Below are 23,959 nucleotides of genomic sequence, written 5' to 3' on the forward strand. Positions count from 1 at the left end.
AAATCAGTAAGAGAAAGAAAAGTAAAGATAAATGCCAGAAAGCCAATTGTTAGCCAGGCAGCGGACTACTGCCGAGTATCTCGCCGGTGCCTACCCCCAATTGTAGCAGCTGCAAGCCCGTAAAATAGCCTTCGTCGAGGGCTACCATGTCGAGGCGCAGGGCCTCGCCGGTGCCGCAGGCTACCCATAGGCCGGTCGTTGGGTCGGCGTGCAATACCATGCCGGGGGTGGTGGGGCCGGTGGCGGCGTGGGGGTGGGGCGTCACGGCCAGCAGGCGCAGGGGCTGCCCGCGCAGGGTCGTCAGCGCCCCGCGGTTCCAGGGATTGGTGGCGCGCACCAGGCGCTCAATGGTTACCACCGGCGCGTCCCATTGCACGCACACATCGGCCAGGCCGGGGCGCGGCCAATAGCGGGCCGGTGCCTCGGCCTGGGCCATGGGTGTCAGGGGGGCGGCTTCGCCGCGCAGGCTGGCCAGCAGGCGCAGGGCCACGGGGGCGGCCCGCCCGGCCAGCTGGGCCCGGTGCAGGCCGTGCGTATCGGCGGGACCGATGGGCACCGACTCGGCCAGCACCACGGGGCCCGTGTCGAAGTCGGCATCCATCCGGTGGACGGTCACGGCCCCGGTGGTTTCGCCGTTGCGCAGCAACCAGAAGAGGGGCTCGGGGCCCCGGTAGGCCGGCAAAGGCGCCAGGTGAAAATTAAGAAAGCCCTGCGGCGGCAGCGCCAGCACAGCCGCCGGAATGCGCCAGGGCATAGTAAAGACCAGTACGGCCGCCACCGACAGCGGAGCAAGCCAGCTGGTGAGGTCGGCGCTAAGCTGCGGCCGGCTCAGGCGCGTCACGGGCAGCCCCAGGGCAGCCACTTGCTGCGCCAGCTGCTCGGTTTCGGCCGCGGGGGCGCAGTAGGGCACGGCTACGGCCGCCACGCCACCCTGGGCGGCCAGAGCCTGCAGGGCGGGCCAGCCCAGTCCACTACTAATGATAACAGCAACTTGCATAGGATAGCAGAAAAAGCCAGCCAAACCGTGCCCATAGCAGTTGAGCTGTGCTTAGGGGAGTGCGGTTTGGCTGGCTTGGTTCACGAGGCCTTAGCCGCGCGATGGGAAAATGCCTGTAAGGGCAATAGCGTAGTTCATCGCCATAAAAGGCTGTCGATTTTCGTGGGGCTGGTTGCCGCCGGCTGGGTTCAGCGTGCCTTGCAGCGCCGCGCCCATGCTGGCATTGGGCGTACCCGCCGTGTAGGCATTGATGGCCGGGTCGCTGATGGTGGTGGCGGGGAAGGTACTATCCGCGCTATTGATTTCGGCGTCGCCACCAATGTTCAGCGTACCCGCAAAAGAGTGGCTGTGTGCTGGTATCTGGCTGGTCGTCAGAGTTACGCCTTCCGACCCGAGTGCCTGGCCCATGCTGTATACGGCCCCACTGGGGGCCTTGCCCTGGCCCACGGCTACCCGGCCGCGCAGGTCGGGCAGCTTAAATGTGGTAACGCCATCGCCGCCAAAAGACGTGCCGAGCAGCGAAAACAGGGCCTGATTCTGATTGATGGGCAGGGTCTGGCCCTGGCAGTAGGCCCAGCCTCTAGGTGCGCGGTCAAAGCCCATCAGGCGGATTTCACCAAGAAAATTTTCCATGATTAGAGTAAGAAAGTATGAGCGTGAAGGATGAGTTTAGTCGAACGACGGGTAAATGCCTTGCAAAGCAATAATGTAATTCAGCGCCAGTACGGGCTGAATGTTGCTATGCGGCTGGCCGCCGCCCGCGGGGCTCGATTGGCCGGTTACGGCACTGGCATTCAGTTTCTGCCCCGAGTTGGTAGTCGCGTAGGCACTGGCGCCTTGGTCGCCGAAGAAAGCGCCGGCAGGACTGGTCTGGCCGGTGCCGCCGGTGATGGCGGTGATGGTGGTATTGAGAACCGGGTGCTGGTGCGACGGCAGTTGAGCAGCAAGGACCGTTACCGCTTCCACACCGGCGGCCATGCCCACGGGATAGCTGGTACCCTGCACGCTCTGGCCCTGGCCCACCACTACCCGGCTTTGCAGGTTGGGCACGGCAAAGGTCGTCTGCCCATCGCCGCCATAGGTGGTGCCGATGAGAGAGTACAATACATCATACTCGCTGATAGCCAGAAGCTGGCCTTTGCAAAAGACCCAGTTTTCAGGGGCGAAATTGCCGGCGAAGATGCGGATTTCTCCAACGTAGTTATCCATGAGTGAAAGAAGGCTGAAAAAGGTGAAGAATTAAGAGCGCGGCGGAAAAATGCCGCTCAGGCAGATGATGTAGTTGATTGCGAGGGAAGGCATCATGTTGGAATGCGGCTGGTTGCCGCCGGCCGGTCCGGCCGCGCCCTTTATCATGTTGGCTCCCATGGTGCCGGTGCCCACGTTTTCGTTGTATTGGTTTTCAGCAGTAGCCGCCAGAAAGTTATTGGTCGGGTCGGTGCTGCCGCCCTCCTCGGCCTGAGTTAAGAAGCTGCCACCCAGCGTGTGCAGGTGCGGCGGCATTGTATCAGTGAGCAACGTCACGCTTTCGGTGCCCGTGACCTCGCCCTGTACGTAGGGGGAAAGCCCCGGCCCCTGGCCGACGCCAACGATGGCCTGGCCGTTGAGGTTAGGCAGCGCGAAGGTGGTCTTGCCATCGCCACCATAGGCCGTGCCCAGAAGGGAAAACAGCGCGGTGTACCGGTTAATTGGCATTAGCTGCCCGGAGCAGAATGCCCAATTCATTGGCGCGAAATTGAAGCCGACGGCACGAACTTCGCCTAAGAAAGCGTCCATAAAAAAAAGTGAAGGTGAAAGGTGAAAAATGAAGGGTGAAAAAACTCGGCGCCAACCATTGGCGCCGAATGAAAAAGCAGGCGCAGCATGCAAGCCATAGCATAGCCCAGGCACGATGCCAAAAGAGAATTATCGATTTTTTTGGGGAGTTCCAGCGCGACACCATAGCCACTTCAGTTCCGGCAAGCCGTTGGAAACGGGATGCAGCCGGGCAATTGAAGAATTCTATTAGTAACTGGAAAAATAAAGCCGTCGAAAATCGTGGGCTTTACCGGGGGCAGTCGGGGCAATGCCGGGGGGACGGCCGCTCCGCTACGCGTAGCAAGGAAGGAATTATAATGTTATGCTATTCTGCGAGACGCCCAAATGTCGGGAAATATTCCGAATCAGCGCGCTTTCGTTGTTTGTTTTTTTATTAAAAAAAGCTAACTTATCAGTAAGTACAGCCAATTTCGGTGGCGTTGGCTGGTCAGCGCTGGGCATTGCACAAAGGAATAGCGGGCAGTTGGACAATACTAGAGTAAAAACACCCTTTTTGCTAACCCCGTAAAAATACCCTTGCACAAGTCCCGGCTGTGACAGGTCGGGCTTGGGAATTCTTTTGCAAAGATGAACCCTTGCATAACAGGCTACAATAGCCTGAACATGCTGCCTCCGGCAGCCCCGGTTTTTCGTGATGCGGCTGTTTTCAGAGGTGACATGGGTAGATTGGCCGAATTTTTTTAGCAAAAAAACAGCAGGTAGGGTATGTTTCACCACAAAATGTCGTGAACGACCACCAGCGCGGCATGAGTAACCAATATATGTTCGTGAAATGCCTGCAGCCCTGCTAGCGCGTGAGCAGCGGATGGCTGAAAAACCTGCAATCAGAAAGAGAGTCATCCCCTGGCGACCGGTGGGTATCAGCCGCCGGGCGCGTACCATGATGCACAGCGGAATGCAGCGCGCCATGCATGCCAGCTATGCTATGTGGTGAGCTACCGCTTGCCTGCCCGCGCGCCCCTATACCACCTTATCCTCCAGCGCAACGGCGGAGTCGGCCTGCTTTTGAAGCTCGTCGGCGAGGGCGTTGCGTTTCCAGTCGCCGCGCAGGTACCACAGGCCCGCCAGTGTGGCGGCCAGCACGTTGGCAATGACAAACGACCACCACAGGCCGCGAAAGCCCAGTTCGGTGCGGCTCGACAGGTACCAGGCCAGCGGAAACTGCAGCACCCAGGTGCCGATGATGGTGAGCAGCATGGCCGCCAGCGTGTGCCCGGCTCCGCGTAGGGCGCCCGAGATGGATTGCTGCACGCCGGTGAAGCACAGGCTGAGGGCCGCAATTCGCACAAACTCGACGGCGTCGCGCGTCACGGCTTCGTCGCCGGCCAGGAAGAAGCGCACCAGCGGGGTGGCGGCCAGGTAGATGGCGGCGCTCACCAGCAGCAGACCGCCGAAGCTGAGGCCGATGGCGTAGTTGGCGGTGCGCTCGGCGCGGGCCACGTTGCGGGCGCCGATATTCTGGGCTACCAGGGTGGAGCAGGCCAGCGACACGCCCAGCGCCGGGATGATGCCCAGCGCCAGAATGCGGGTGCCGATGCCGTACGTAGCCAGCACGGTGGTGCCGAAGCCGGTGGCCAGCACCGTCATCACCGACATGCCCAGGGCGCGGGCCGATAAGTCGATGGAGGAAGGCACGCCCAAGGTGAAGGCGCGGCGGATGAGGGGCCAGTCGGGGCGGAAGCGGCGGAACGAGAGCGTGATGCCCGAGCGGCCGCGCAGCAGCACCCCTACGCCAATGCTGACCGACAGCGCCTGCGTGCAGACGGTGGCGACGGCCGCGCCGGCCACGCCGAAGGCGGGCACCGGCCCCCAGCCGTAGACGAAGAGCGGGTCGAGCAGGAAGTTGAGGGCTAGGGTGCCGAGGTTGATGTAGAGCGGGATGCGGACTTCGCCCACGCCGCGCATCAGGGCCTGGAACATGAGGAAGCCGAAGTTGAAGACCAGGCCCAGGAACAGGACGCGTTGGAACTGGTTGGCCTCGGCGAAGATTTCGGGGCCGACGCCGATGAGGTGCAGGAGCGGGGGGGAGGCGAAGTAGGCGCCGGCGGTGAGCAGCAGGGCGAGGGCGGTTTCGAGCACCAGAACCTGGGTGGCGACGTGGTTGACGGTGTCGAATTTGCGGGCGCCGAAGTTCTGGGCTACCAGCACCGAGCCGGCCACTGAAAAGCCGGAGCCCAGGGCCATGAGCAGGAAGTTGATGGGGAAGCTGACGGCGACGGCGGCCACGGCATTGGCCCCGAGGCGGCCCACCCAGAAGGCGTCGACGAGCTGGTAGCCGGTTTGGAGGAGGTTGCCGAGGACGATGGGGCCGGCCAGGGTGAGCAAGGATTTCAGAATGGGGCCCTGGGTGAGGGCGGGGCGGGCGAGGGGCGGGGGCATGCCTGGCAGTACGGGCGGCGGCAAAAAAAGAGTGCCCCGAACGGCTGGTTCGGGGCACCTGGGGGAGCTAACGGATGGGGGGATTAGGCGGCAGGCTAACGGCGCGGCATGCGGAATTGAGTGGGGCGGTAGTAAACTGACGAATAAGCCAATAGCGTAATGCTGAGTGCCGTCAAGCTCCTCGTGGGCGGCACTAAATCGGGGAGTTGCGCTAATTGGAAGGAGCGGTTACTCAGGGTTCGGTGGGCCGCAACTAGGGGATTAAATTGTGTTAAAAGGCGGCCGCGCAGACTTCATTTTACCTGCTTGGCGAACAGCTTGAACACGTCCTTACCCCATTGGGGGTCCCCTTCGGTCACTACCGCGGCCAAATGCGCGCCATCGGCTGTATCCACAATGCGCGCGGTATTGGATAGGTTACCAACGTAGGCATAGTGCGGGTCGGCTGCCAGCACGGCGGTTTCAATTTCTGGGACCGTCACCAGCTGAAAAGGATAAGGGTAGATTTTCCGAAGCTCGGATTCGGTGAGGCCTTCCGGCAGCCCGGTTTGGTCGATGAGCAGCGTTTTCGTGCGCAGGCGCTGGCTGTATTCCTGTCTTTCGGCCCGCTCATCCAACGGTGGTGTCGCTCTGGCGGCCTTCACTTTCAGCTGCAGGTTGCGCAGGCCCGACACTATATCGTAAGCCGCCACGCTGCGGGGCGGCATGACCGTAGATAGCGACCACACCGCCCGCCGCCCGCCCATCAGGGCCAGTAGCCATTTGGTGTCAGAGTACGTACCGCCCCAAGTATGGTTCATGTTATCCAGCGAGCCCAAGCGCTGCTGCGTGTACATAAGCACCAGTGTGGCTTGCTGTTTATTTTTTTTGAAAGCCTCCAGCTCCTCTTCCGACTTAAACTCGATGGCGGGCGAAAGCGTCCAGATTTTGGGGATGAGCTGCTGTACTTGGCTATTGTAGAGCGCTACCGAGGCCTTGTACTGAGCCAAGTCGGTCGGTCTTTTGGCCAGCTTCTGCAACTCCTGGGGGCTTTCATCCCGGAGCAGTACTACCAAGGGCTGGCTTTCAAGAGCCGCCAGCACCTCCTTGTACATGGCTGGGGTAGATTGCGCCGGACTAATGGACGGGCGCAGAAGGGAATTGGCCAGCAGGACCAATAGAAGTTTCCAGTTCATAACAGGATGACGTAAAATGCGGCCAGGCAATATTAAGGCGGCTGATTGGAATACGTTTGCTATAGGTCGGTCGCAGTTCTTACCCCTAGCCGGCGGCTGACGACGGATTCCTGGCCCACTCCAGCCGCTGACGGGTGGCGGCCAGCTTCTCGCCGATTTCGGCCAAGCCGGGGTTGTGCACGCTGCCCAGGTGCGTGGTTTGAAACTTGCGCTGCGGGATGTAGCTGCCGTCGTTCACGGCCTGGCCTACTTGCTGGTAGGCGGTGCGGAAAGGCACACCCTGCTGAATTAATTCGTTGATATTCTCGACCGTAAACACGGTGTCGTACTTGGCCTGGTTCAGCAAGTCGGGCTTCACGCGGAGCTGGGGCAGAGCAAAAATCAGCAGGTCCAGAATATCGAGCAGCTGGGCCAGCGGCTCGAAGAGGATTTCCTTCAGAACCTGAAAGTCGCGGTGGTAGCCGCTGGGTAGGTTGCTGGTAGCAAGAATGAGCGTGTTTGGCAAAGCCTGCAGGGTGTTGCAGCGCGCCCGGATGAGCTCGAACACATCCGGGTTTTTCTTGTGCGGCATGATGCTGGAGCCGGTGGTGAAGGCAGCCGGCAGCTCCACAAAGGCCATATCCTGGCTATTGTACAGTACCAGGTCGTAGGCCATTTTGCCCAGCGTGGCGGCCAAGCCGGCCACCGCAAAAGCTACCGTGCGCTCGGTTTTACCGCGCAGCAGCTGGGCGCCCACGCTGCTCACTGCCACCGCGCCAAAGTGCAATTCGCGGGTGGTCATTTCGCGGTCGATGGGGAAGCTGCTGCCGAAGCCCGCGCCGGAGCCCAGCGGGTTCTGGTCGGCCACGGTGCGGGCGGCTTCGAAGAGGGGCAGGTCCAGCAGCAGGTGCTCGGCGTAGGCGCCGAACCAGAGGCCGAAGCTGCTGGGCATAGCGGCCTGAAAGTGGGTATAGCCAGGCAGGAGGGCGTTTTTGTGCGTCTCAGCTTGCTGTAGGAGTACGTCGGCCAGGGCCAGCATCTGCCGTGCGGCGCGGGCGGTGTAGTCTTTCAGGAAAAGCTGCTGTGCTGTTAGCACTTGGTCGTTGCGTGAGCGGGCGGTGTGTATTTTTTTGCCCGCGTCGCCAAACTTCTCAGTCAGGTAAAATTCAATTTTGGAGTGTACGTCCTCGAAGTCCTCACCAATAGCAAACTCTCCACTGGTTATCTGCGCCGCCAGTTCGCCCAGGCCCTGCTGAAGCTGTTGGTTTTCAGCGGCCGAAAGTAGGCCTGCTTTGGCCAGCATGTTGGCCTGGGCCCGGGAGGCCTGCACATCGAATTGCGCCAGATACATGTCCAGCTCCCGGTCGCGGCCGATGGTGAACTGCTCAATTTTTTTGTCAACGGCGATGCCCTTTTCCCAAATTTTCATGGGTGCAAAAGTAGGGCGCCGGCCCAAGCAATGCCGGGTAGGCTGGGTAAAATGCGGGTAATATATTGGCGTAACTGCCCCAGCAGCTTGCCGTTTTTGGCCCTGAAAATCTTAATGGTAGTCCAGTAGCTTTGCAGTACCACCTTTCTTAAACCCAAAGCTCGCTGCCATGCAGAAAATCACCACTTTTCTTACTTACAACGACCAGGCGGAAGAAGCTGTCAGGCTCTACGTAAGCTTATTTGAGAACTCGAAAATCACCAAAATCACGCACTATCCACCGGGCGCGCCCATGCCCGCCGGCGCCGTGATGAAGGTGGCGTTTAAGCTGGCGGGCCAGCAGTACGTGGCGCTGAATGGCGGCTCGTACTTCAGCTTTGCGGAAGGTGTTTCGCTATCGGTAGCCTGTGAAAATCAGGCTGAAATCGACCGGCTATGGGATGCCCTGACGGCCGATGGCGGCCAGCCCGGCAACTGTGGCTGGCTGAAAGACCGGTTCGGCGTGTCGTGGCAAATCACGCCGGCCAACCTGGGAGAAATCCTGCGCGACACTACGCCCGAGCAGTCGCAGCGGCGCATGCAGGCCCTGATGAAGATGTACAAAATCGACATTGCCGCGCTGGAGCAGGCGTAACAAGAATAGAGCTTTACAGCGACAAACCGCGCAGTAATTCGATGTAACCCAACACAGCCGCTCGAATTTCGCTCAGCATGATATACTCGTCCGGCGTGTGCGAGCGGGCCGAATCACCAGGGCCAATCTTCACGGTATCAAAGGATAGCAAAGCCTGGTCCGACAGGGTAGGGGAGCCGAAGCAGCGCCAGCCCAGCGCCTGGGCTCGCTGCACTACCGGGTGCCCGGGCGCAATGCCCGAGGAGTTGAGCCGCAGCGAGCGCGGCATCAGTTCTGACAGCACTTCGCGCTGCAGAATTTCTACTACTTCGGCATTGGAGTAGCACTCGTTGGTGCGCACGTCCACCACGAACGTGCAGCGGTCGGGCACCACGTTGTGCTGGGTGCCGGCGGCTATCTGCGTCACGGTCAGTTTTACTGGGCCGAGTAGGGGCGAGGTGTTGACAAAATGGAAGTTGCGCAGCTTTTCAATGTCCGCGATGGCGCGATATAGAGCGTTATCGCCTTCGTCGCGGGCGGCGTGTCCGGTACGGCCGTGCGCCGTGCCGTCGATGACGACGAGGCCTTTTTCGGCCACGGCCAGCGCCATCTGGGTGGGCTCGCCCACAATGCCGAGGTCAATAGGGCCCAGCTCCGGCAGGATGCTGGCGATGCCGCCCGTGCCCGAAATTTCTTCCTCGGCCGTGATGGCGCAGATGAGATTAAACGGCAGGCCGCCAGTTTGTTCAAAATGGAGAAACGTTGCGAGTAGCGCTACCGCCGAGGCGCCCGCGTCGTTGCTGCCGAGGCCGGTGAGCCGGTCGCCGTCGAGGGTAGCGCCGAACGGGTCGGTGGTCCAGCTGGGGCCGGGTTCCACGGTGTCGTGGTGGGAGTTCAGGAGCACCGTGGGGCGGTTGGGTTGCCAGTGCCGCGAGCGCGCCCAAACGTTGTTGCCGCGGCGTTGAGGTTGAGTGCCCTGGTCAGTCAGAAAGTTGAAAATCAATGCTGCCGTTGCGGCCTCTTCCCGCGAAAACGAAGGGGTGCGAATGAGGCTTTGCAGGAGCTCAATAGCCAGTTCACTCCACTGCTGGGTTAGCTGCGGCATAATACGGTTTTGATTGGCTCGTTGATTTTGAGCGCGTTTTCAATTACCGCCGCTTCTACGCCGGCTGTCAGCGCAGCAAAGGCATTATCCAGTTTCGGTACCATGCCCGCCGAAACAACGCCGTCAGCTTTCAACTGCGCGTATTCGTCCGGGGTAATGCGCCGAATCACCGACTGTTCGTCGTTGGCATCGGCCAGCACGCCGTCTTTCTCGAAGCAGAAATGCAGCGTTACGGCGTAGCTTCCGGCCATTGCCTGGGCAATGGCGCTGGCAATAGTATCGGCGTTGGTATTCAGGAGTTGGCCCGCGCCATCGTGAGTGATGGCGCAAAGTACCGGCACGAGATTCATATTCAGCAGACCCCGCAATAAGTCGGTATTGATGCTGCCGGCTGCGAGGTCGCCCACGAAGCCATAATCGACTTCGCGCACCGGCCGGCGGCTGGCCCGAATGGCGTTGCCATCGGCCCCACTCAAGCCCAGGGCTGGCACGCTGGAGGCTTGCAGCAAGGCCACGAGTTGCTTGTTGGTTTTGCCGGCGTAGAACATTGTTACCACATCAAGCGTGGCCGCGTCGGTGATGCGGCGGCCCTGCACCATCTGGGGGGCAATGCCCAGGTTGTGAAGTAATTCGCTGGCGCCTTTGCCGCCGCCGTGCACGAGAATTTTTGGGCCTGCAACCCGGGCAAAGGCGGCTGCAAATTGTTGGAGCGAAGTTTCGTCATCCAAGACGTGGCCGCCAATTTTAAATACGTGCAAGGGAGTTTTCATGTGCACAAGCCTACGGGGAAAAAGCCCTTTGAAGAGGGCCGGGCAGCAAATATCCGGCATTATTTTTTTGGGGCATTTGAAACAAAAACCACTTCTTTCCCTGTTTAATGGCCGCAAAGCTTCCCGACCCGCCAGATTATTTTTGAGCAAAATGCTTGCGGTGGGTTATCAAACGGGGTACTTTTGCGCAAAAATTCAGAAAGCGGTTGCCCTTCTCTGGCGGCCAAGTGCAGGAATGACGCAAGCTTTGGCTTTTCTTCGACGACAGGTGTAGGCGCTCACAGCGCCCGCCGGGGGTGGCACGCAGCCGCCAACCGGCGATGGACTTCGCCCCGGCAGAAGCCCACCTGAGCCACTTGCTCTGAGTTTATCAGTTTGTTACCACGGGAACCGGGCCCTCGGGCCCTCGTATTTGAGCCAATAGCTCGAAGCCGTACCCATCTGTCCAGACTGTTTTTTACACTCCGCCGCTGCCCCATGGGCCGGCACCTCCCCCTCCCAGTTTGCCATGCTTCTTCGAGTAGCGACGGCCGCCGATGCGCGGCACGCCGAAACTTTATGCCAATGGTACGAGCAATCGGCCAAAGCGCGGGGCGTGGGTATCGCCAAGCGCGACCCTGCCTACGTGGTGAAAAAAATGCGGAACGGCGATGCCATCATTGCCTTCGTGGACGATGAGCTGGCTGGCTTCTGCTACATCGAAACCTTCGAGGACGCCAAGTTTGTCGTCAATTCAGGCCTGATTGTCAACACCGAGCTGCGCAAGGAGGGCCTCGGCCGCGCTATCAAGCAGCGGGTGTTTGAGCTGTCGCGCACCAAGTACCCGGCCGCTAAACTCTTCGGCATCACGACCAGCGCGGCGGTGATGAAAATCAACAACGAGCTGGGCTACCGCCCCGTCACCTTCCCCGAGCTCACCCAAAGCGACGACTTCTGGAAAGGCTGCGGCAGCTGCAAAAACTACCCGATTTTGCAGGACAACGAGCGCAAAATGTGCCTCTGCACTGGCATGGTCTACGACAAGCTGGACGACGAATACGGCCGCGCTGCCCAGGTGCAGGCCACTATCGACATTCTCGAACCTCATTCCTAAACACCTCAAAGTGGAGCAAAAAAAGAAGGTAGTTCTCGCCTACAGCGGCGGTCTCGACACCTCGTACTGCGCAGTTTACCTTACCCGCGAGCTGGGTCTGGAAGTGCATACGGTCATCGTCAACTCGGGCGGCTTTTCGGTAGAAGAACTGGCGGCCATCGAGAAGCGCGCCTACGAGTTGGGCTCAACCACGCACCAGGTTATCGACGTGACGGAGCGCTTTTACCAGCAGTGCCTGCGCTACCTCATTTTTGGGAATATCCTCAAAAACGATACGTACCCGCTGAGTGTGAGTGCCGAGCGCATGTTTCAGTCGCTGGCCATTGCCGAGTACGCCCGCGAAACCGGGGCCGAGTACATTGCCCACGGCAGCACCGGCGCCGGCAACGACCAGGTACGTTTCGACGTGGCCTTCGCCGTCATTGCGCCCAACACCGAAATCATTACGCCCATCCGCGACCTGCGCCTCTCGCGCCAGGCCGAGATTGAGTACCTGCAAAAACAGGGCTTCGAAATGAGCTGGGAGAAAGCCAAATACTCCATCAACAAGGGCATCTGGGGTACCAGTGTGGGCGGCGTCGAAACGCTGACCTCGCATCAGGCACTACCCGAGTCGGCCTATCCCACGCAGCTCAGCCGTACCGCGCCGGCTACGGTGGAAATCACTTTCGAAAAAGGTGAGCCGGTGGCGCTGAACGGTGAGCGGCTCAATCCCGTGAATCTCATTCAGGTGCTTAATGATTTGGCCGGGCAATACGCCATTGGGCGCGATACGCACGTCGGCGATACTATCTTGGGTATCAAGGGACGAGTGGGTTTCGAAGCCCCCGCGCCGCTGATTCTCATCAAGGCGCATCACCTGCTGGAGAAGCACACGTCGAGCCGCTGGCAGCAGTTGCACAAGGACTATGTGGCCAACTGGTACGGCACGCTGCTGCACGAAGCCCAGTACCTCGACCCGGTGATGCGCGACTTCGAAGCGTTGCTGGAGTCATCGCAGGAGCGCGTATCGGGCACAGTGTTCGTGACTTTGAAGCCCTACCAGTTCGAGCTGCAAGGTGTTGATTCCAAGTACGACATGATGCGCTCGAAAGTAGCCACCTACGGCGAGGAAAACAACGCCTGGGATTCACGCGACGCCAAAGGCTTCATCAAGATTTTCAGCAACCAATTACGCATTCACTCCTCGCTCAACGATGAAAATTAGGGTTGGTATTGTGGGCGGGGCTGGCTACACGGCCGGCGAATTAATTCGGATTCTATTGCACCACGAGTTTGTGGAGCTGGCGGCTATTGTCAGCTTTTCGAATGCCGGAAATCCAGTGTATCAGGTGCACGATGATTTGGTGGGCGACACGGAATTGCTGTTTACCGCCGAGCTGGCGGGTGATGAAGACGTGGTATTTCTGTGTTTGGGCCACGGCAATTCCAAAGTGTGGCTGGAAAAGCACCCGCTGCCCGAAGCTACCACTATTATTGACCTCAGCAATGATTTTCGGTTGGTGGCAGATGCGGAATTTGGCAACCGTGAGTTTATTTATGGCTTGCCCGAATTAAATAAAGTACGCATTCAGCAGGCCCAAAGCATCGCTAATCCGGGCTGTTTTGCCACGGCAATTCAATTAGCACTATTGCCGCTGGCTGCCGCTGGCAAACTCACGGATGACGTGCATGTTTCGGCCATCACCGGCTCAACTGGGGCCGGGCAGAGCTTATCGGAAACGGTGCATTTTTCGTGGCGTACTAATAATGTGTCCATTTACAAGCCTTTTACGCACCAGCATTTGGGTGAAATAGGGGAGAGCCTAATGCAATTGCAGCCGCAATTGGATGCTGACGTACATTTTATTCCCTACCGCGGCAATTTCTCGCGGGGCATTTTCGCCAGCGTTTACACTCCTTCGGATTTAACACAGGAAGAGGCGCAGGAGCTGTATCGGGAATACTACGCCGAGGCGCCATTTACCACAGTTTCGGAGAAAGAAATCCACCTCAAGCAGGTTGTCAATACCAATAAATGCCTGCTGCACGTGCAGAAAATCGGCAAGCAATTATTAATTACCTCGGCAATTGATAATCTGGTGAAAGGTGCGTCGGGGCAGGCGGTGCAGAATATGAATTTAGTTTTTGGCCTGCCGGAAACGACAGGCCTCAACCTTAAATCGGTGCTTTTCTAATGGAGCTTTTCAACGTTTATCCGCTCGTCGACATCACGCCCGTGCGGGCACTGGGAGCCAAACTCTGGGACGATAAAGGCCAGGAATACCTGGACTTTTACGGCGGTCACGCCGTGATTTCTATTGGCCACAGCCACCCGCACTACGTGCAGCGGCTTACGGAGCAGCTGCAACATATCGGATTCTATTCCAACTCGGTGCAGATTCCAATTCAGACGCAGTTGGCGCACAAGCTGGGCCAGGTGTCGGGCTACGATGACTACGCGCTGTTCCTGTGTAACTCGGGAGCCGAGGCCAACGAGAATGCGCTTAAACTGGCCTCCTTCCACACCGGTAAAAAACGCGTTATTGCCTTTAAAGGCGCGTTTCATGGGCGCACCTCAGGGGCAGTGGCCGCGACGGATAATCCTAAAATCGTGGCACCTTTCAATGCTGGCCACGCCATTTCCTTTATGGAATATGACTTGGCGGCGGTAGAAAAGATATTGCAGGGCGGCGACGTATGTTCAGTAATTATTGAGCCAATTCAGGGCGTGGGTGGTATAATTATGCCTTCCGATGAATTCCTGCAGAGCTTGGCGATTTTGTGTAAGCAGTACGGCGTGCTGTTAATTGCTGACGAAGTACAAAGCGGCTATGGCCGGAGTGGTAAATTCTTCGCGCACCAGCACGTCGGAATTAAACCCGATATTATCTCGGTAGCCAAGGGCATGGGCAATGGCTTTCCTATCGGCGCAACTCTGATTTCACCTGAGTTGAAGGCTTCTTACGGCTTGCTGGGCACTACTTTCGGGGGCAACCATCTGGCCTGCGCGGCTGCGCTAGCGGTGCTGGAAGTCATTGAAACAGAAAAGCTGGTGCAGCATGCTGCGGCAATGGGCGACTACCTCCGCACCGATTTGGAGAACCACGCCGGCGCGGAAGAAATCCGCGGCCGAGGGTTGATGATGGGAATTAAATACGACTTCCCCATCAAGGACGTACGCGACAAATTGCTGACGGATTACCGCATTTTTGTGGGCAATGCCTCAGACCCCACGGTGCTACGGCTGTTGCCCCCGCTAAATATCACCAAGCCGGAAGTTGACCGGTTTTTGCAGGCGCTGTATGCGCTGACGGAAAAACCGGTAGAGGTGATTCAGCAAGCTTCGGCGCTGGACTAGAATGGTATAGGAACGCAATATTTTGAGCCTTACTGTTTAACAACTCGCTTTGAAAGGCACATCCGAGTTTACAATAACATCAGCAACGATTGAGACGCAAAATATTGCATCTCTACAATCAGAACGATAGATGTCTCAAACCGTAAAACTTATCCTCAAAGACGGTACCGAAATAGAAGGTCAATCCTTCGGCGCGTTCACTTCATCGGCCGGCGAAGTTGTGTTCAGCACGGCTATGACCGGCTATCCCGAAAACCTGACCGACCCGTCGTTCGCCGGTCAGATTCTGGTGCTTACCTACCCGATGGTGGGCAACTACGGCGTACCCGGCGAGGAATTATACGAGTCGATTTCGCAGATTTTCGAGTCGGATAAAATTCACATTGCCGGGCTGGTGGTGAATTATTACTCCGAAGAGCACAGCCACTGGAACGCCGCCAAAAGCCTCGGCGACTGGTTGAAGGAGTATGACATCCCCGGTATCTGCGGTGTGGATACGCGCATGCTCACCAAAATCCTACGGGAAAAAGGCGCCATGCTAGGCAAAATCGTGGCCGGAGAAGACGTGCCCCTGCACGACCCCAACCAGGACAACCTCGTGGCCCAGGTGAGCCCCACCGAAGTGACGCGCTACGGCCAGGGCCAGCACAAAATCGTGCTCGTGGACTGCGGCACCAAAACTAACATCCTCCGTTGCTTCCTGAACCGGGATGTGGAGCTTATCCGAGTGCCCTGGGACTACGATTATAGCCAACTCGACTACGACGGCCTGTTCTTGAGCAACGGCCCCGGCGACCCCAAAATGTGCACCGCCACCATCGCCCACCTGCAAACCGCCCTCAACCAGGACAAGCCCATTTTCGGCATCTGCCTAGGCTCGCAACTCATGGGCCTGGCGGCGGGCGGCGACACCTTCAAGCTGAAATACGGCCACCGCAGCCACAATCAGCCGGTGAAGCTCAGCGGCACGCAGCGCAGCTACATTACCAGCCAGAACCACGGCTTCGCAATGGACCCGGCGACGCTACCGGCGGAGTGGGAAATGCTGTTTGAGAATCTGAACGACGGTACTTGCGAGGGCATTAAGCACAAAACCAAGCCGTTTTTCTCGACGCAGTTTCACCCCGAAGCAGCTGGTGGGCCGGAGGATACGGAGTTTCTGTTTGATGAATTTTTGCAGGCGGTGGCGGAGTACAAACAAGCTGCGATGTAGCGACGTGACCCTTGACATCTGGTAGTTGAACGGCCAGATGCGCTCAATTAACGCACAGCAATACCAACATCAGCACCTACTTGAGACGCGAAGGGTCGCGTCTCTACAGCCCATGAACAAACCCAACAAAGTCCTCATCCTTGGTTCCGGCGCGCTCAAAATCGGCGAGGCCGGGGAGTTCGATTATTCCGGCTCGCAGGCCCTCAAGGCGCTGAAAGAGGAAGGTATCCGCACCATCCTCATCAACCCGAACATCGCCACCGTCCAGACCTCCGAGGGCATGGCCGATGACGTATATTTCCTGCCCGTGACGCCCTACTTCGTGGAGGAAGTCATCAAAAAGGAGCAACCTGACGGTATTCTGGTAGCTTTCGGGGGGCAAACGGCGCTGAACTGCGCCGTGGCGCTGTATCGCGCGGGGGTGTTTGAGCAATATGGCGTGCAGGTGTTGGGTACGCCGGTGCAGGCCATCATCGATACTGAGGACCGGGATATTTTCAAGGATAAACTCGACCAGATTGGCGTGCTGTCGGCCCGCAGCGTGGCGGTGACGACGCTGGACGACGCGCTGGCCGCCGGGGAGAAAATAGGCTTTCCGATTATCGTGCGGGCGGCGTTTGCGCTGGGCGGGCTGGGCAGCGGCTTCGCCAACAACATGGACGAACTGCGGGCGCTGGCAGTGAAAGCCTTCACGACTTCCGACCAGATTCTGGTGGAGGAATCGCTGAAGGGCTGGAAGGAAGTGGAGTACGAAGTAGTGCGCGACCAGTACGACAACTGCATCACGGTCTGCAACATGGAAAACTTCGACCCCATCGGCATCCACACCGGCGAGAGCATCGTGGTGGCCCCGTCGCAGACGCTCAGCAACCGCGAGTACCACAAGCTGCGCAGCATCGGCATCAAGACCATTCGCCACCTGGGCATCGTGGGCGAGTGCAACATTCAGTACGCGCTGGACCCGGTTTCGGAAGATTACCGCGTGATTGAGGTGAATGCGCGGCTGTCGCGCTCCTCGGCGCTGGCCTCGAAGGCGACGGGCTACCCGCTGGCCTTCGTGGCGGCCAAGCTCAGCCTGGGCTACTCGCTGGCCGAGCTGAAAAACAGCGTGACGCAGACGACTTCGGCCTTTTTCGAGCCGGCGCTCGACTACGTGGTGGTGAAGCTACCGCGCTGGGATTTGGGTAAGTTTGCGGGTGTCAATCGGCAGATTGGTAGCGCGATGAAAAGTGTAGGCGAGGTCATGGCCATCGGCAAATCCTTCGAGGAAGCCATCCAGAAAGGCCTGCGGATGCTGGACACCGGCAAGCGCGGCTTCGTAGCCAACCGGCCCGAGAACGTGGACGTGGCCACCATCGACAAGCTGCTGAATGAGCCCAATGAGGAGCGGATTTTTGCCATTAATCTGGCGTTTGAGGCGGGCTATACCATTGAGCAAATCCACGCGCTAACGAGAATTGACCTGTGGTTTTTGCAGCGTTTGCTTACCATTTTCCGGCTCGGCCAGCAGCTGGCGGCGCAGCGCGGCGCGGGCCTGGACGGTTTGGAAACCAGCTTGCTGCGCGAGGTCAAAAAGGCCGGCTTCTCCGACCAGCAGATTGCCGTGCAGCTACTGGGCGAGGGCGACGTGAAGGCCGACGAGCTGCTGGTGCGGGCCCGCCGCAAGGCGCTGGGCGTGCTGCCGGTCATCAAACAGATTGACACGCTGGCGGCCGAGTTTCCGGCCAAAACCAACTACCTCTACAGCACCTACCACGGCACCGAAAACGACCTCGCGCCCGAAACCGCCAAGTCGGTGGTGGTGCTGGGCTCGGGCGTGTACCGCATCGGTTCGTCGGTCGAGTTCGACTGGTGCGGCGTGCAGGCCGTGCAGACGGCCGCCGAGGAAGGCTACAAAACCATCATCATCAACTACAACCCCGAAACCGTTTCGACCGACTACGACGTCAGCGACCGGCTGTACTTCGAGGAGCTGAGCTTCGAGCGGGTGATGGATATTCTGGACTTTGAGCAGCCCGAGGGCGTGATTCTGAGTACCGGCGGGCAGATTCCGAACAACTTGGCCACCCGGCTGGCCGAGGCGCAGGCGCCCATCCTGGGCACCGCGCCGGCCCGCATCGACGAGGCCGAGAACCGCCACAAATTCAGCAGCATTATGGATGAGCTGGGTATTGCTCAGCCCCGCTGGCGCGAGCTGACCTCGCTGGCGGCCATGCACGAATTCGTGAGCGAGGTGGGCTACCCGGTGCTTATCCGGCCGAGCTACGTGCTGTCGGGCGCGGCCATGAACGTAGTATCCAATGCTTTTGAGCTGGAGGCGTTCCTGAAAGCGGCCGAGGAAGTGAGCGCTGAGTATCCGGTGGTGGTGTCGGAATTCATTCAGGATGCCAAGGAAATCGAGCTGGACGCGGTGGCCGACCACGGCGACATCGTTAGCTACGCCATTTCCGAGCACGTGGAGTTTGCCGGGGTGCATTCCGGCGACGCTACTATGTATTACCCGCCCCAGAAGGTGTACGTGGGCACCATCCGCAAGCTCAAAATCATCGCCGAAAAAATAGCCCGGCGCTACGAAATCAGCGGGCCGTTCAACATCCAGTTCCTGGAAAAGGACGGCGCCATCCGCGTGATTGAGTGCAATATCCGAGCCTCGCGCAGCTACCCCTTTGTGTCGAAAATCTCGGGCAATAACCTCGTCCGCAAAGCCACGCAGGTGCTGCTGGGCAAGACGGTGGCCCGCGACGAAAGCGAGCGCATCTACGACCTGCCCTTCGTGGGCGTGAAGGCCCCGCAGTTCTCCTTCACCCGCCTGCCCGGCGCCGACCCGGTGCTGCGCGTGGACATGGTGAGCACCGGCGAAGTGGGCTGCCTGGGCGACACCGCCGAGGAAGCCCTGCTGAAATCGATGCTGAGCGTGGGCTACAAAATCCCGGCGAAAACGGTGCTTATTTCCGGCGGCCCCATCAAGTCGAAGGTGGCGCTGCTCTCGGCCGTGGAACTGCTGGTGAAACGCGGCTACCTCATCTACGCCACCCAGGGCACGCACCGCTTCTTCGCCGAAAACGGGGTGCCCAGCAGCCTGCTCTTCTGGCCCGACGACCACCAGGAACCCAACGTGCTGACCTACCTGCGCGAGAAGAAAATCGACCTCGTCATCAACATCCCTAAAAACCTCTCGAAGGGCGAGCTCGACAACGACTACAAAATCCGCCGCACCGCTATCGACTTCGGCATCCCGCTGCTGACTAATGCGCGACTGGCCTCGGCGTTCGTGCAGGCATTCTGCAACTTGCGGATGGAGGATTTGAAGATTAAGAGCTGGAGTGAGTATCGGGCGATGTAACTTTTGAACCCTGATTATTATGCGCCACGAAGATTTGCCGGAACGCTGGAAACTGAAGCTTCAGGAGTATTTGATTGCCAAAGGAAACACAAAGTATAGTAAGCTTGGTGCTTCGAATTTTGTGTCGGATGGTATAGTTCGAATTCGGTTTGAAGATGATTCGTACGTAGAATTCAATTATGCTTTTGCTATTGAAGCGCCAGAGTTTCGGCAAGTCGCAGTTTTTACGGAGCATTGTGGCTACCATCTGTTTCCGTGGTATGAAGGAATAGAACTGACAACATCGTAGCCTACACCAATCCAATCGCGGACCACAAAGTCCGCGCTACTTTCAATGAAAAACTTCACCTCCTTCGCCGACGTCGGCGACTATAAAGCCCTGCTCCAGCAAGCCCTCGAAATCAAGGCCAATCCCTACGGCTACCAGCACATCGGGCGCAACAAAACCGTGGGCCTTATCTTCTTCAACCCCAGCTTGCGCACGCGGCTGAGCTCGGTGAAGGCGGCGTATAACCTGGGCGCGCAGGCCTGGGTACTCAACGCCGGGGCCGACTCCTGGACCCTGGAAATGGCCGACGGCGCGGTGATGAACGGCGGCACCCAGGAGCACATCAAGGATGCCATTGCGGTGATGAGCCAATACTGCGACGTGCTGGGCGTGCGCACCTTTCCGACGCTCAAGGACAAGGCTGAGGACTACGGCGAAGTGGTGTTCAACAAGATTTTGCAGTACGCCACGGTGCCCGTCATCAGCCTCGAAAGCGCCACGCTGCACCCGCTGCAGAGCTTCGCCGATTTGATTACGGTGGCGGAGACGAAGAAGAAGGAGCGCGTGAAAGTGGTGCTGACCTGGGCCCCGCACGTGCGCGCCCTGCCGCAGTGCGTGCCCAACTCCTTCGCCGACTGGTTTTCGGAAATCGACTGGGTTGATTTCGTCATCACCCACCCCGAGGGCTACGAGTTGGACCCCAAATTCACGAAGGGCGCCCGCATCGAATACGACCAGAAAAAGGCCCTCGAAGGCGCCGACTACGTGCAGGCCAAGAACTGGAGCAGCTACCAGGACTACGGTCAGGTGCTGCAAAACGACCCCTCCTGGATGCTCACGCCCGCGCACATGGAGCTGACTGACAACGCCAAATTTCTGCACTGCCTGCCGGTGCGCCGCAACGTGGAAGTGTCCGACGCCGTGCTCGATGCGCCCGGTTCGCTCATCGTTCAGGAGGCGGGCAACCGCACGTTTTCGATGCAGACGGTGCTACACGAACTGCTGAAATAAGTGGAGCGCAGGCACAAAAAAGCGGCCCGAAACCAGCTGGTTTCGAGCCGCTTTTTTGCGATTTATTCAGCCTTATTGGACGCTGATGCGCTGGGTGCCCTGGCGCCCGTCGGCGGTGCGGATTTCCAGCAGATAGTTGCCGTGGGGCAGGCCGTTCAGGATGCTGGTGGGCTGGCCGGTGATGCCGGTGCCAGTAGCCAGGGTGCGGCCTAGTACGTCGCGCACGGTCAGCGTAACGGTTTGGCGTTGGCCATCGAGAGCGGCTAACTGCAGCGGCTGATTGCTGGCCGACGGGTTGGGGTAAGCGCTGATGCCGGTGAGGGTCAGGGCCGAGCGGGTAGCACTGACCAGCGAAGCCTCAGTAGAGTAATAGATTTCATTGGGAGCCTGGTAGCTGGCGTTAGGATAGTAAAGCTCCAGCAGCGTCTGGCCCGAGTTTTCGCGGTAGAACCAGTCGGAGTAGTACACCGTTTGCTGGCCCTGCTGCAGGTTGAGGGCGGACACGAGGGCCGCGGGAGCGGGCTGGCCGTTGAGGTATAGACTGTCGGTTTGCACGTACTTGCGACGCACCAGCAGGGCGCGCACGCTCGCGGTGCCACCACTGGCAGCGGGTAGCAGCACGGTGCCCCAACCGGCCACGCTGTCGACGCGCACGATACGTTGAACTAGGCGCATCGGCGCATTATTGAGGAAAAAGGCCGGCACTTTCACGCGGCCGATGACGCCGACGCGGTAAGTCTGGCGTAGGCGCGAGCCGGTGGTGAAAGGAAAGCTGACTATCTGGTAATTGGCCGTCGCAGATTGGGCCGGCACGATGAGTGAGTCGGAGCTGCTACCCGTCACCTGCTGCAGGCTGTAGCGCTGGGTGGGGTTCGACTGGCCCAGGTTGCTAAGGCCGCTGGCGCTTAGCTGTTGGTAGCTAGTGCGGTTGAGGTTGATGACGCCCAGCGTCAGCGAACTGTTGACGGTGCGGGTGGCGGCGGGGAAGGGCGAGCCAGCGGCGGGGGCGGCGTAGCTGCGCACGTCGGGCGCCACGCCTTGCAGGCTGGCGTAGTTCCAGGTCTGGTTGGCGCCGAGGCCCGGGGCAGCCACATTGGTTGCCAGGGCGTTGTTCCAGCTGTCGGTAGCAGTGGCGGTAGCCGGAAAATTGCTTTGTGTGAGAGTAATGGCCGTCTGGGCCTGAGCGGCCAGGCTGCTTAGCGTAAGGGCAGCGATGGGGAGTAATAAGTGTTTCATGGCGGCAAAAAGTAAGGTTGAGAAAGTAGTTGAAGCTAGGCGGGCACTGGCAGTTTGCCAGAACACGTTTCAAATGTCCACTTACCAAGCCGGTTTAGAAAATGCCGGGTAATGAAATGCGAAAATTTGCGCATGAACGGCGCAAAAAGTGCTATGAAAAGCCCGACAAATACAAGCTTGCTGCCTCAGAATTCAGCTTGTCGTTTCGGCAGTGAGCTTAAGAAAGCCGGCCAGCAACCTTACGACAGTGCCTGCGGGGCCGGGCTGCCACCCGTGCCCGCCGGGCGCGACTTATCCTGCGGCAGTGGCACAAACTCAGAATTGTCGTTGGGCGGCAACAGGATACGGCCCGCCTGCCAGTCGGCCTTGGCTTGCTCGATACGCTCGCGGCGCGACGACACAAAGTTCCACCAGATGAACCGCTCGCCCAACGGCTCGCCGCCCAGCAGCATCAGCGTACTGGTTTCCTGGGCAATGATAACCGGGTCGACCCCGGCCGTGAACACCAGCAGCTGGCCTGCGCCGTAGCTGCGGCCACTCACCTCCACGCGGCCCTTGGCCACGTAGGCGCCGCGCTCGGGGTAGCCGCGCGGCAGACCGAAGCGCCCGCCGGGCTGCAGCTCGACGTGCAGGTAAAACAGTGGCGAGTGAGTTTGCACGCCGTTTTTTAAACCGAAGGCATCGCCGGCGATGAGGCGCATCCACACGCCGGTATCGGTGAAAACGGGGAGCTGGTGGGGCTGGTAATTGGTGAAGGCGGGGGCGTCTTCCTCATTTTTTTCGGGCAGGGCCACCCAGGTCTGCAGCATTTCGAGGGCGTGGCCGGCCAGTAGGGCGGGGTCTTCAAAACGCTCGGAATGAGCAATGCCGGAGCCCGCCGTCATCCAGTTTACCTCGCCGGGACGGATGATTTGCTCCACGCCCAGGCTGTCGCGGTGCGTCACCTGGCCATCGAGCAGGTAGCTCACGGTGCTCAGGCCGATGTGCGGGTGCGGCAGCACGTCGAGGTCGGGCATGCACTCCGGCGCCACGTTCACCGGCCCGGCGTGGTCGAGGAAAATGAACGGGCCGAGCATCCGCTTGAGGCGGTAGGGCAGGATGCGGCGCACCTCAAAACCAGGGGAGAGGGCGGCGGCACGGGCGTCGATGACGAGGTCGAGCATGGGAAAGAATGTTAGAACGTCAAACTCCCCTCCTTGGAAAGGAGGGGATGTTTCAGCGTAGCTGAAACGGGGGTGGTTGGCCCGGTCGCGCCGCCTGGGCTTTCAAGAGAATTACTGCGTCGTTCTATTGGCGCGGACGGGCGAACCACCCCCGTTCGCTGCTCAACGCAGCTCACATCCCCTCCTTGGAAAGGAGGGGAGTTTGTTCTTGCCGTCAAACTCAGCCTTCGCCTACCTGCTGCAGGCGGCGCAGCAGCAGGTCCTTATACGAACGGCCCAATGGCAGGGCGTGGCCACTGACGGTCACGGTACCATCCACGGGGTCAACTTGTTCGAGGTGGTCGGCGTTGATGATGACCGAGCGGTGGACCTGCACGAAGGAGCTTGGGGGCAGGCTGGCGGCCAGGTCGCGCAGGGTGATGCGCAAGGCGTGCTTGCGGCCGCCGGCGCGCACGAGCATGCTGTAGCGGCCGTCGGCCTCAATCCAGAGTACGTCTTGCTGGCGCACTTTCACCAGCATGTTGCGCTCTTTCAGGAAGAAGGCGTCGCGCACCAGCATGTCGGTGGCCCAGTGGGTAATGGGCTCATCGTCAGGCTCCGCCGCGGCATCGGGGCGCACGAAGTTTTGCAGGGCCAGCTCCACGGCGCTTTGCACACTGAGGGCGGTGAAAGGCTTATTGAGGTAGGCTGAAGGCGCCACGGTGCGGGCGCGGTCGAAGGTTTCGCGGTCGGTGAAGGCGGTGATGAATATGAGCGGCGTGGGTTGCGCAGCTAGTAGCTCGCGCGCCAGTTCGATACCATCGATTTCGCCGCGCAGGCCCACGTCGAATAATAACAAATCAGGCTGCTGGGCATGGAAAACCGGCTGCGCCTCGGCGGCGGTGGGGTAGGGGCCCAGCACCTCGTAGCCGAGGTCCTCTAGATGCATGGTCAGCAATTCGCTGAAAACGACCTCATCTTCAACCAATAATACTCTTACTGGACTCATATTTTCGCAATTAGCAATTGACAATTAACAATGAGCAGC

The 23,959-nt window shown here is 59.3% G+C and carries 22 protein-coding genes; 9 read left to right on the forward strand and 13 right to left on the reverse strand.

The features are described from left to right. Window positions 1-49: 49 nt before the first annotated feature. The 8 genes from Q5H93_RS21855 to argH all read right to left on the reverse strand — a co-directional run bounded on the left by Q5H93_RS21855 (window position 50) and on the right by argH (window position 7,777). The gene (locus Q5H93_RS21855; RefSeq protein ID WP_305008832.1) at window positions 50-997 is read right to left on the reverse strand and encodes a methionyl-tRNA formyltransferase; all 948 of its coding nucleotides are present in this window, start codon (window positions 995-997) and stop codon (window positions 50-52) included. 90 nt (window positions 998-1,087) lie between these two features. After that, window positions 1,088-1,630 carry a phage tail protein gene (locus Q5H93_RS21860; RefSeq protein ID WP_305008833.1) on the reverse strand — a complete coding sequence of 181 codons (543 nt, stop codon included), beginning with the start codon at window positions 1,628-1,630 and terminating at the stop codon, window positions 1,088-1,090. A gap of 36 nt (window positions 1,631-1,666) precedes the next feature. Further along, window positions 1,667-2,206: a phage tail protein gene (locus Q5H93_RS21865; RefSeq protein ID WP_305008834.1), complete on the reverse strand. Its 540-nt coding sequence runs from the start codon at window positions 2,204-2,206 to the stop codon at window positions 1,667-1,669. Between the two features lie 30 nt (window positions 2,207-2,236). Beyond that, a complete protein-coding gene (locus Q5H93_RS21870; protein WP_305008835.1) occupies window positions 2,237-2,773 on the reverse strand; it encodes a phage tail protein in 537 nt (178 codons plus the stop codon). 333 nt (window positions 2,774-3,106) lie between these two features. Then, window positions 3,107-3,724: a hypothetical protein gene (locus Q5H93_RS21875; RefSeq protein ID WP_305008836.1), complete on the reverse strand. Its 618-nt coding sequence runs from the start codon at window positions 3,722-3,724 to the stop codon at window positions 3,107-3,109. A gap of 51 nt (window positions 3,725-3,775) precedes the next feature. Next, entirely contained in the window at window positions 3,776-5,194 is a 1,419-nt protein-coding gene (locus Q5H93_RS21880) for an MATE family efflux transporter (protein WP_305008837.1), read from the reverse strand. Window positions 5,195-5,487: 293 nt separating this feature from the next. After that, a complete protein-coding gene (locus Q5H93_RS21885; RefSeq protein WP_305008838.1) occupies window positions 5,488-6,369 on the reverse strand; it encodes a hypothetical protein in 882 nt (293 codons plus the stop codon). 85 nt (window positions 6,370-6,454) lie between these two features. Continuing rightward, window positions 6,455-7,777: an argininosuccinate lyase gene (argH, locus tag Q5H93_RS21890; protein ID WP_305008839.1), complete on the reverse strand. Its 1,323-nt coding sequence runs from the start codon at window positions 7,775-7,777 to the stop codon at window positions 6,455-6,457. A 169-nt stretch (window positions 7,778-7,946) separates the two neighbouring features. Between argH and Q5H93_RS21895 the strand changes: the two genes are divergently transcribed. Continuing rightward, window positions 7,947-8,411, forward strand: coding sequence for a VOC family protein (locus Q5H93_RS21895; RefSeq protein ID WP_305008840.1), 465 nt, complete (start codon window positions 7,947-7,949; stop codon window positions 8,409-8,411). Window positions 8,412-8,424: 13 nt separating this feature from the next. Here Q5H93_RS21895 and Q5H93_RS21900 read toward each other — a convergent pair whose 3' ends face one another. Together Q5H93_RS21900 and argB are read right to left on the reverse strand one after the other, a co-directional pair. Next, window positions 8,425-9,495 (reverse strand): M20 family metallo-hydrolase, encoded by a 1,071-nt coding sequence (locus Q5H93_RS21900; RefSeq protein WP_305008841.1) that lies wholly within the window; start codon window positions 9,493-9,495, stop codon window positions 8,425-8,427. After that, on the reverse strand, window positions 9,483-10,265 hold the full coding sequence (argB, locus tag Q5H93_RS21905) for an acetylglutamate kinase (RefSeq protein ID WP_305008842.1): 783 nt from the start codon (window positions 10,263-10,265) through the stop codon (window positions 9,483-9,485). Before argB ends, Q5H93_RS21900 begins: the two co-directional genes overlap by 13 nt. Before the next feature lie 508 nt (window positions 10,266-10,773). Between argB and Q5H93_RS21910 the strand changes: the two genes are divergently transcribed. From Q5H93_RS21910 to Q5H93_RS21945, 8 genes are all read left to right on the forward strand, one after another. Continuing rightward, window positions 10,774-11,358, forward strand: coding sequence for a GNAT family N-acetyltransferase (locus Q5H93_RS21910; protein WP_305008843.1), 585 nt, complete (start codon window positions 10,774-10,776; stop codon window positions 11,356-11,358). A gap of 10 nt (window positions 11,359-11,368) precedes the next feature. Then, window positions 11,369-12,565 carry an argininosuccinate synthase gene (gene argG, locus Q5H93_RS21915; protein ID WP_305008844.1) on the forward strand — a complete coding sequence of 399 codons (1,197 nt, stop codon included), beginning with the start codon at window positions 11,369-11,371 and terminating at the stop codon, window positions 12,563-12,565. Next, window positions 12,555-13,535: an N-acetyl-gamma-glutamyl-phosphate reductase gene (gene argC / locus Q5H93_RS21920; RefSeq protein ID WP_305008845.1), complete on the forward strand. Its 981-nt coding sequence runs from the start codon at window positions 12,555-12,557 to the stop codon at window positions 13,533-13,535. The genes argG and argC overlap by 11 nt, the downstream gene beginning before the upstream one ends. Beyond that, window positions 13,535-14,698, forward strand: coding sequence for an aspartate aminotransferase family protein (locus Q5H93_RS21925; protein ID WP_305008846.1), 1,164 nt, complete (start codon window positions 13,535-13,537; stop codon window positions 14,696-14,698). The genes argC and Q5H93_RS21925 overlap by 1 nt, the downstream gene beginning before the upstream one ends. 130 nt (window positions 14,699-14,828) lie before the next feature. After that, window positions 14,829-15,911: a glutamine-hydrolyzing carbamoyl-phosphate synthase small subunit gene (carA, locus tag Q5H93_RS21930; RefSeq protein ID WP_305008847.1), complete on the forward strand. Its 1,083-nt coding sequence runs from the start codon at window positions 14,829-14,831 to the stop codon at window positions 15,909-15,911. Between the two features lie 112 nt (window positions 15,912-16,023). Continuing rightward, entirely contained in the window at window positions 16,024-19,254 is a 3,231-nt protein-coding gene (gene carB, locus Q5H93_RS21935; protein WP_305008848.1) for a carbamoyl-phosphate synthase (glutamine-hydrolyzing) large subunit, read from the forward strand. A 19-nt stretch (window positions 19,255-19,273) separates the two neighbouring features. After that, a complete protein-coding gene (locus Q5H93_RS21940) occupies window positions 19,274-19,543 on the forward strand; it encodes a hypothetical protein (protein ID WP_305008849.1) in 270 nt (89 codons plus the stop codon). Window positions 19,544-19,588: 45 nt separating this feature from the next. Next, the gene (locus tag Q5H93_RS21945) at window positions 19,589-20,533 is read left to right on the forward strand and encodes a Rossmann-fold NAD(P)-binding domain-containing protein (protein ID WP_305008850.1); all 945 of its coding nucleotides are present in this window, start codon (window positions 19,589-19,591) and stop codon (window positions 20,531-20,533) included. 72 nt (window positions 20,534-20,605) lie between these two features. Here the strand turns inward: Q5H93_RS21945 and Q5H93_RS21950 are convergent, their stop codons facing one another. The 3 genes from Q5H93_RS21950 to Q5H93_RS21960 form a co-directional block, all read right to left on the reverse strand. Next, on the reverse strand, window positions 20,606-21,769 hold the full coding sequence (locus Q5H93_RS21950) for a T9SS type A sorting domain-containing protein (RefSeq protein WP_305008851.1): 1,164 nt from the start codon (window positions 21,767-21,769) through the stop codon (window positions 20,606-20,608). 239 nt (window positions 21,770-22,008) lie between these two features. Then, on the reverse strand, window positions 22,009-22,932 hold the full coding sequence (locus tag Q5H93_RS21955; protein WP_305008852.1) for a pirin family protein: 924 nt from the start codon (window positions 22,930-22,932) through the stop codon (window positions 22,009-22,011). Between the two features lie 220 nt (window positions 22,933-23,152). Next, a complete protein-coding gene (locus Q5H93_RS21960) occupies window positions 23,153-23,920 on the reverse strand; it encodes a LytR/AlgR family response regulator transcription factor (protein WP_305008853.1) in 768 nt (255 codons plus the stop codon). Between the last annotated feature and the right edge of the window lie 39 nt (window positions 23,921-23,959).

The organism is Hymenobacter aranciens (assembly GCF_030580865.1).
GTDB classification, from domain to species: domain Bacteria; phylum Bacteroidota; class Bacteroidia; order Cytophagales; family Hymenobacteraceae; genus Hymenobacter; species Hymenobacter aranciens.

Excerpts from the sequence above, each read along its gene's own strand:
- Q5H93_RS21855 (WP_305008832.1), bottom strand. The coding sequence starts at position 997 with ATGCAAGTTGCTGTTATCATTAGTAGTGGACTGGGCTGGCCCGCCCTG.
- Q5H93_RS21860 (WP_305008833.1), bottom strand. The coding sequence starts at position 1,630 with ATGGAAAATTTTCTTGGTGAAATCCGCCTGATGGGCTTTGACCGCGCA.
- Q5H93_RS21865 (WP_305008834.1), bottom strand. The coding sequence starts at position 2,206 with ATGGATAACTACGTTGGAGAAATCCGCATCTTCGCCGGCAATTTCGCC.
- Q5H93_RS21870 (WP_305008835.1), bottom strand. The coding sequence starts at position 2,773 with ATGGACGCTTTCTTAGGCGAAGTTCGTGCCGTCGGCTTCAATTTCGCG.
- Q5H93_RS21875 (WP_305008836.1), bottom strand. The coding sequence starts at position 3,724 with ATGGCGCGCTGCATTCCGCTGTGCATCATGGTACGCGCCCGGCGGCTG.
- Q5H93_RS21880 (WP_305008837.1), bottom strand. The coding sequence starts at position 5,194 with ATGCCCCCGCCCCTCGCCCGCCCCGCCCTCACCCAGGGCCCCATTCTG.
- Q5H93_RS21885 (WP_305008838.1), bottom strand. The coding sequence starts at position 6,369 with ATGAACTGGAAACTTCTATTGGTCCTGCTGGCCAATTCCCTTCTGCGC.
- argH (WP_305008839.1), bottom strand. The coding sequence starts at position 7,777 with ATGAAAATTTGGGAAAAGGGCATCGCCGTTGACAAAAAAATTGAGCAG.
- Q5H93_RS21895 (WP_305008840.1), top strand. The coding sequence starts at position 7,947 with ATGCAGAAAATCACCACTTTTCTTACTTACAACGACCAGGCGGAAGAA.
- Q5H93_RS21900 (WP_305008841.1), bottom strand. The coding sequence starts at position 9,495 with ATGCCGCAGCTAACCCAGCAGTGGAGTGAACTGGCTATTGAGCTCCTG.
- argB (WP_305008842.1), bottom strand. The coding sequence starts at position 10,265 with ATGAAAACTCCCTTGCACGTATTTAAAATTGGCGGCCACGTCTTGGAT.
- Q5H93_RS21910 (WP_305008843.1), top strand. The coding sequence starts at position 10,774 with ATGCTTCTTCGAGTAGCGACGGCCGCCGATGCGCGGCACGCCGAAACT.
- argC (WP_305008845.1), top strand. The coding sequence starts at position 12,555 with ATGAAAATTAGGGTTGGTATTGTGGGCGGGGCTGGCTACACGGCCGGC.
- Q5H93_RS21925 (WP_305008846.1), top strand. The coding sequence starts at position 13,535 with ATGGAGCTTTTCAACGTTTATCCGCTCGTCGACATCACGCCCGTGCGG.
- carA (WP_305008847.1), top strand. The coding sequence starts at position 14,829 with ATGTCTCAAACCGTAAAACTTATCCTCAAAGACGGTACCGAAATAGAA.
- carB (WP_305008848.1), top strand. The coding sequence starts at position 16,024 with ATGAACAAACCCAACAAAGTCCTCATCCTTGGTTCCGGCGCGCTCAAA.
- Q5H93_RS21940 (WP_305008849.1), top strand. The coding sequence starts at position 19,274 with ATGCGCCACGAAGATTTGCCGGAACGCTGGAAACTGAAGCTTCAGGAG.
- Q5H93_RS21945 (WP_305008850.1), top strand. The coding sequence starts at position 19,589 with ATGAAAAACTTCACCTCCTTCGCCGACGTCGGCGACTATAAAGCCCTG.
- Q5H93_RS21950 (WP_305008851.1), bottom strand. The coding sequence starts at position 21,769 with ATGAAACACTTATTACTCCCCATCGCTGCCCTTACGCTAAGCAGCCTG.
- Q5H93_RS21955 (WP_305008852.1), bottom strand. The coding sequence starts at position 22,932 with ATGCTCGACCTCGTCATCGACGCCCGTGCCGCCGCCCTCTCCCCTGGT.
- Q5H93_RS21960 (WP_305008853.1), bottom strand. The coding sequence starts at position 23,920 with ATGAGTCCAGTAAGAGTATTATTGGTTGAAGATGAGGTCGTTTTCAGC.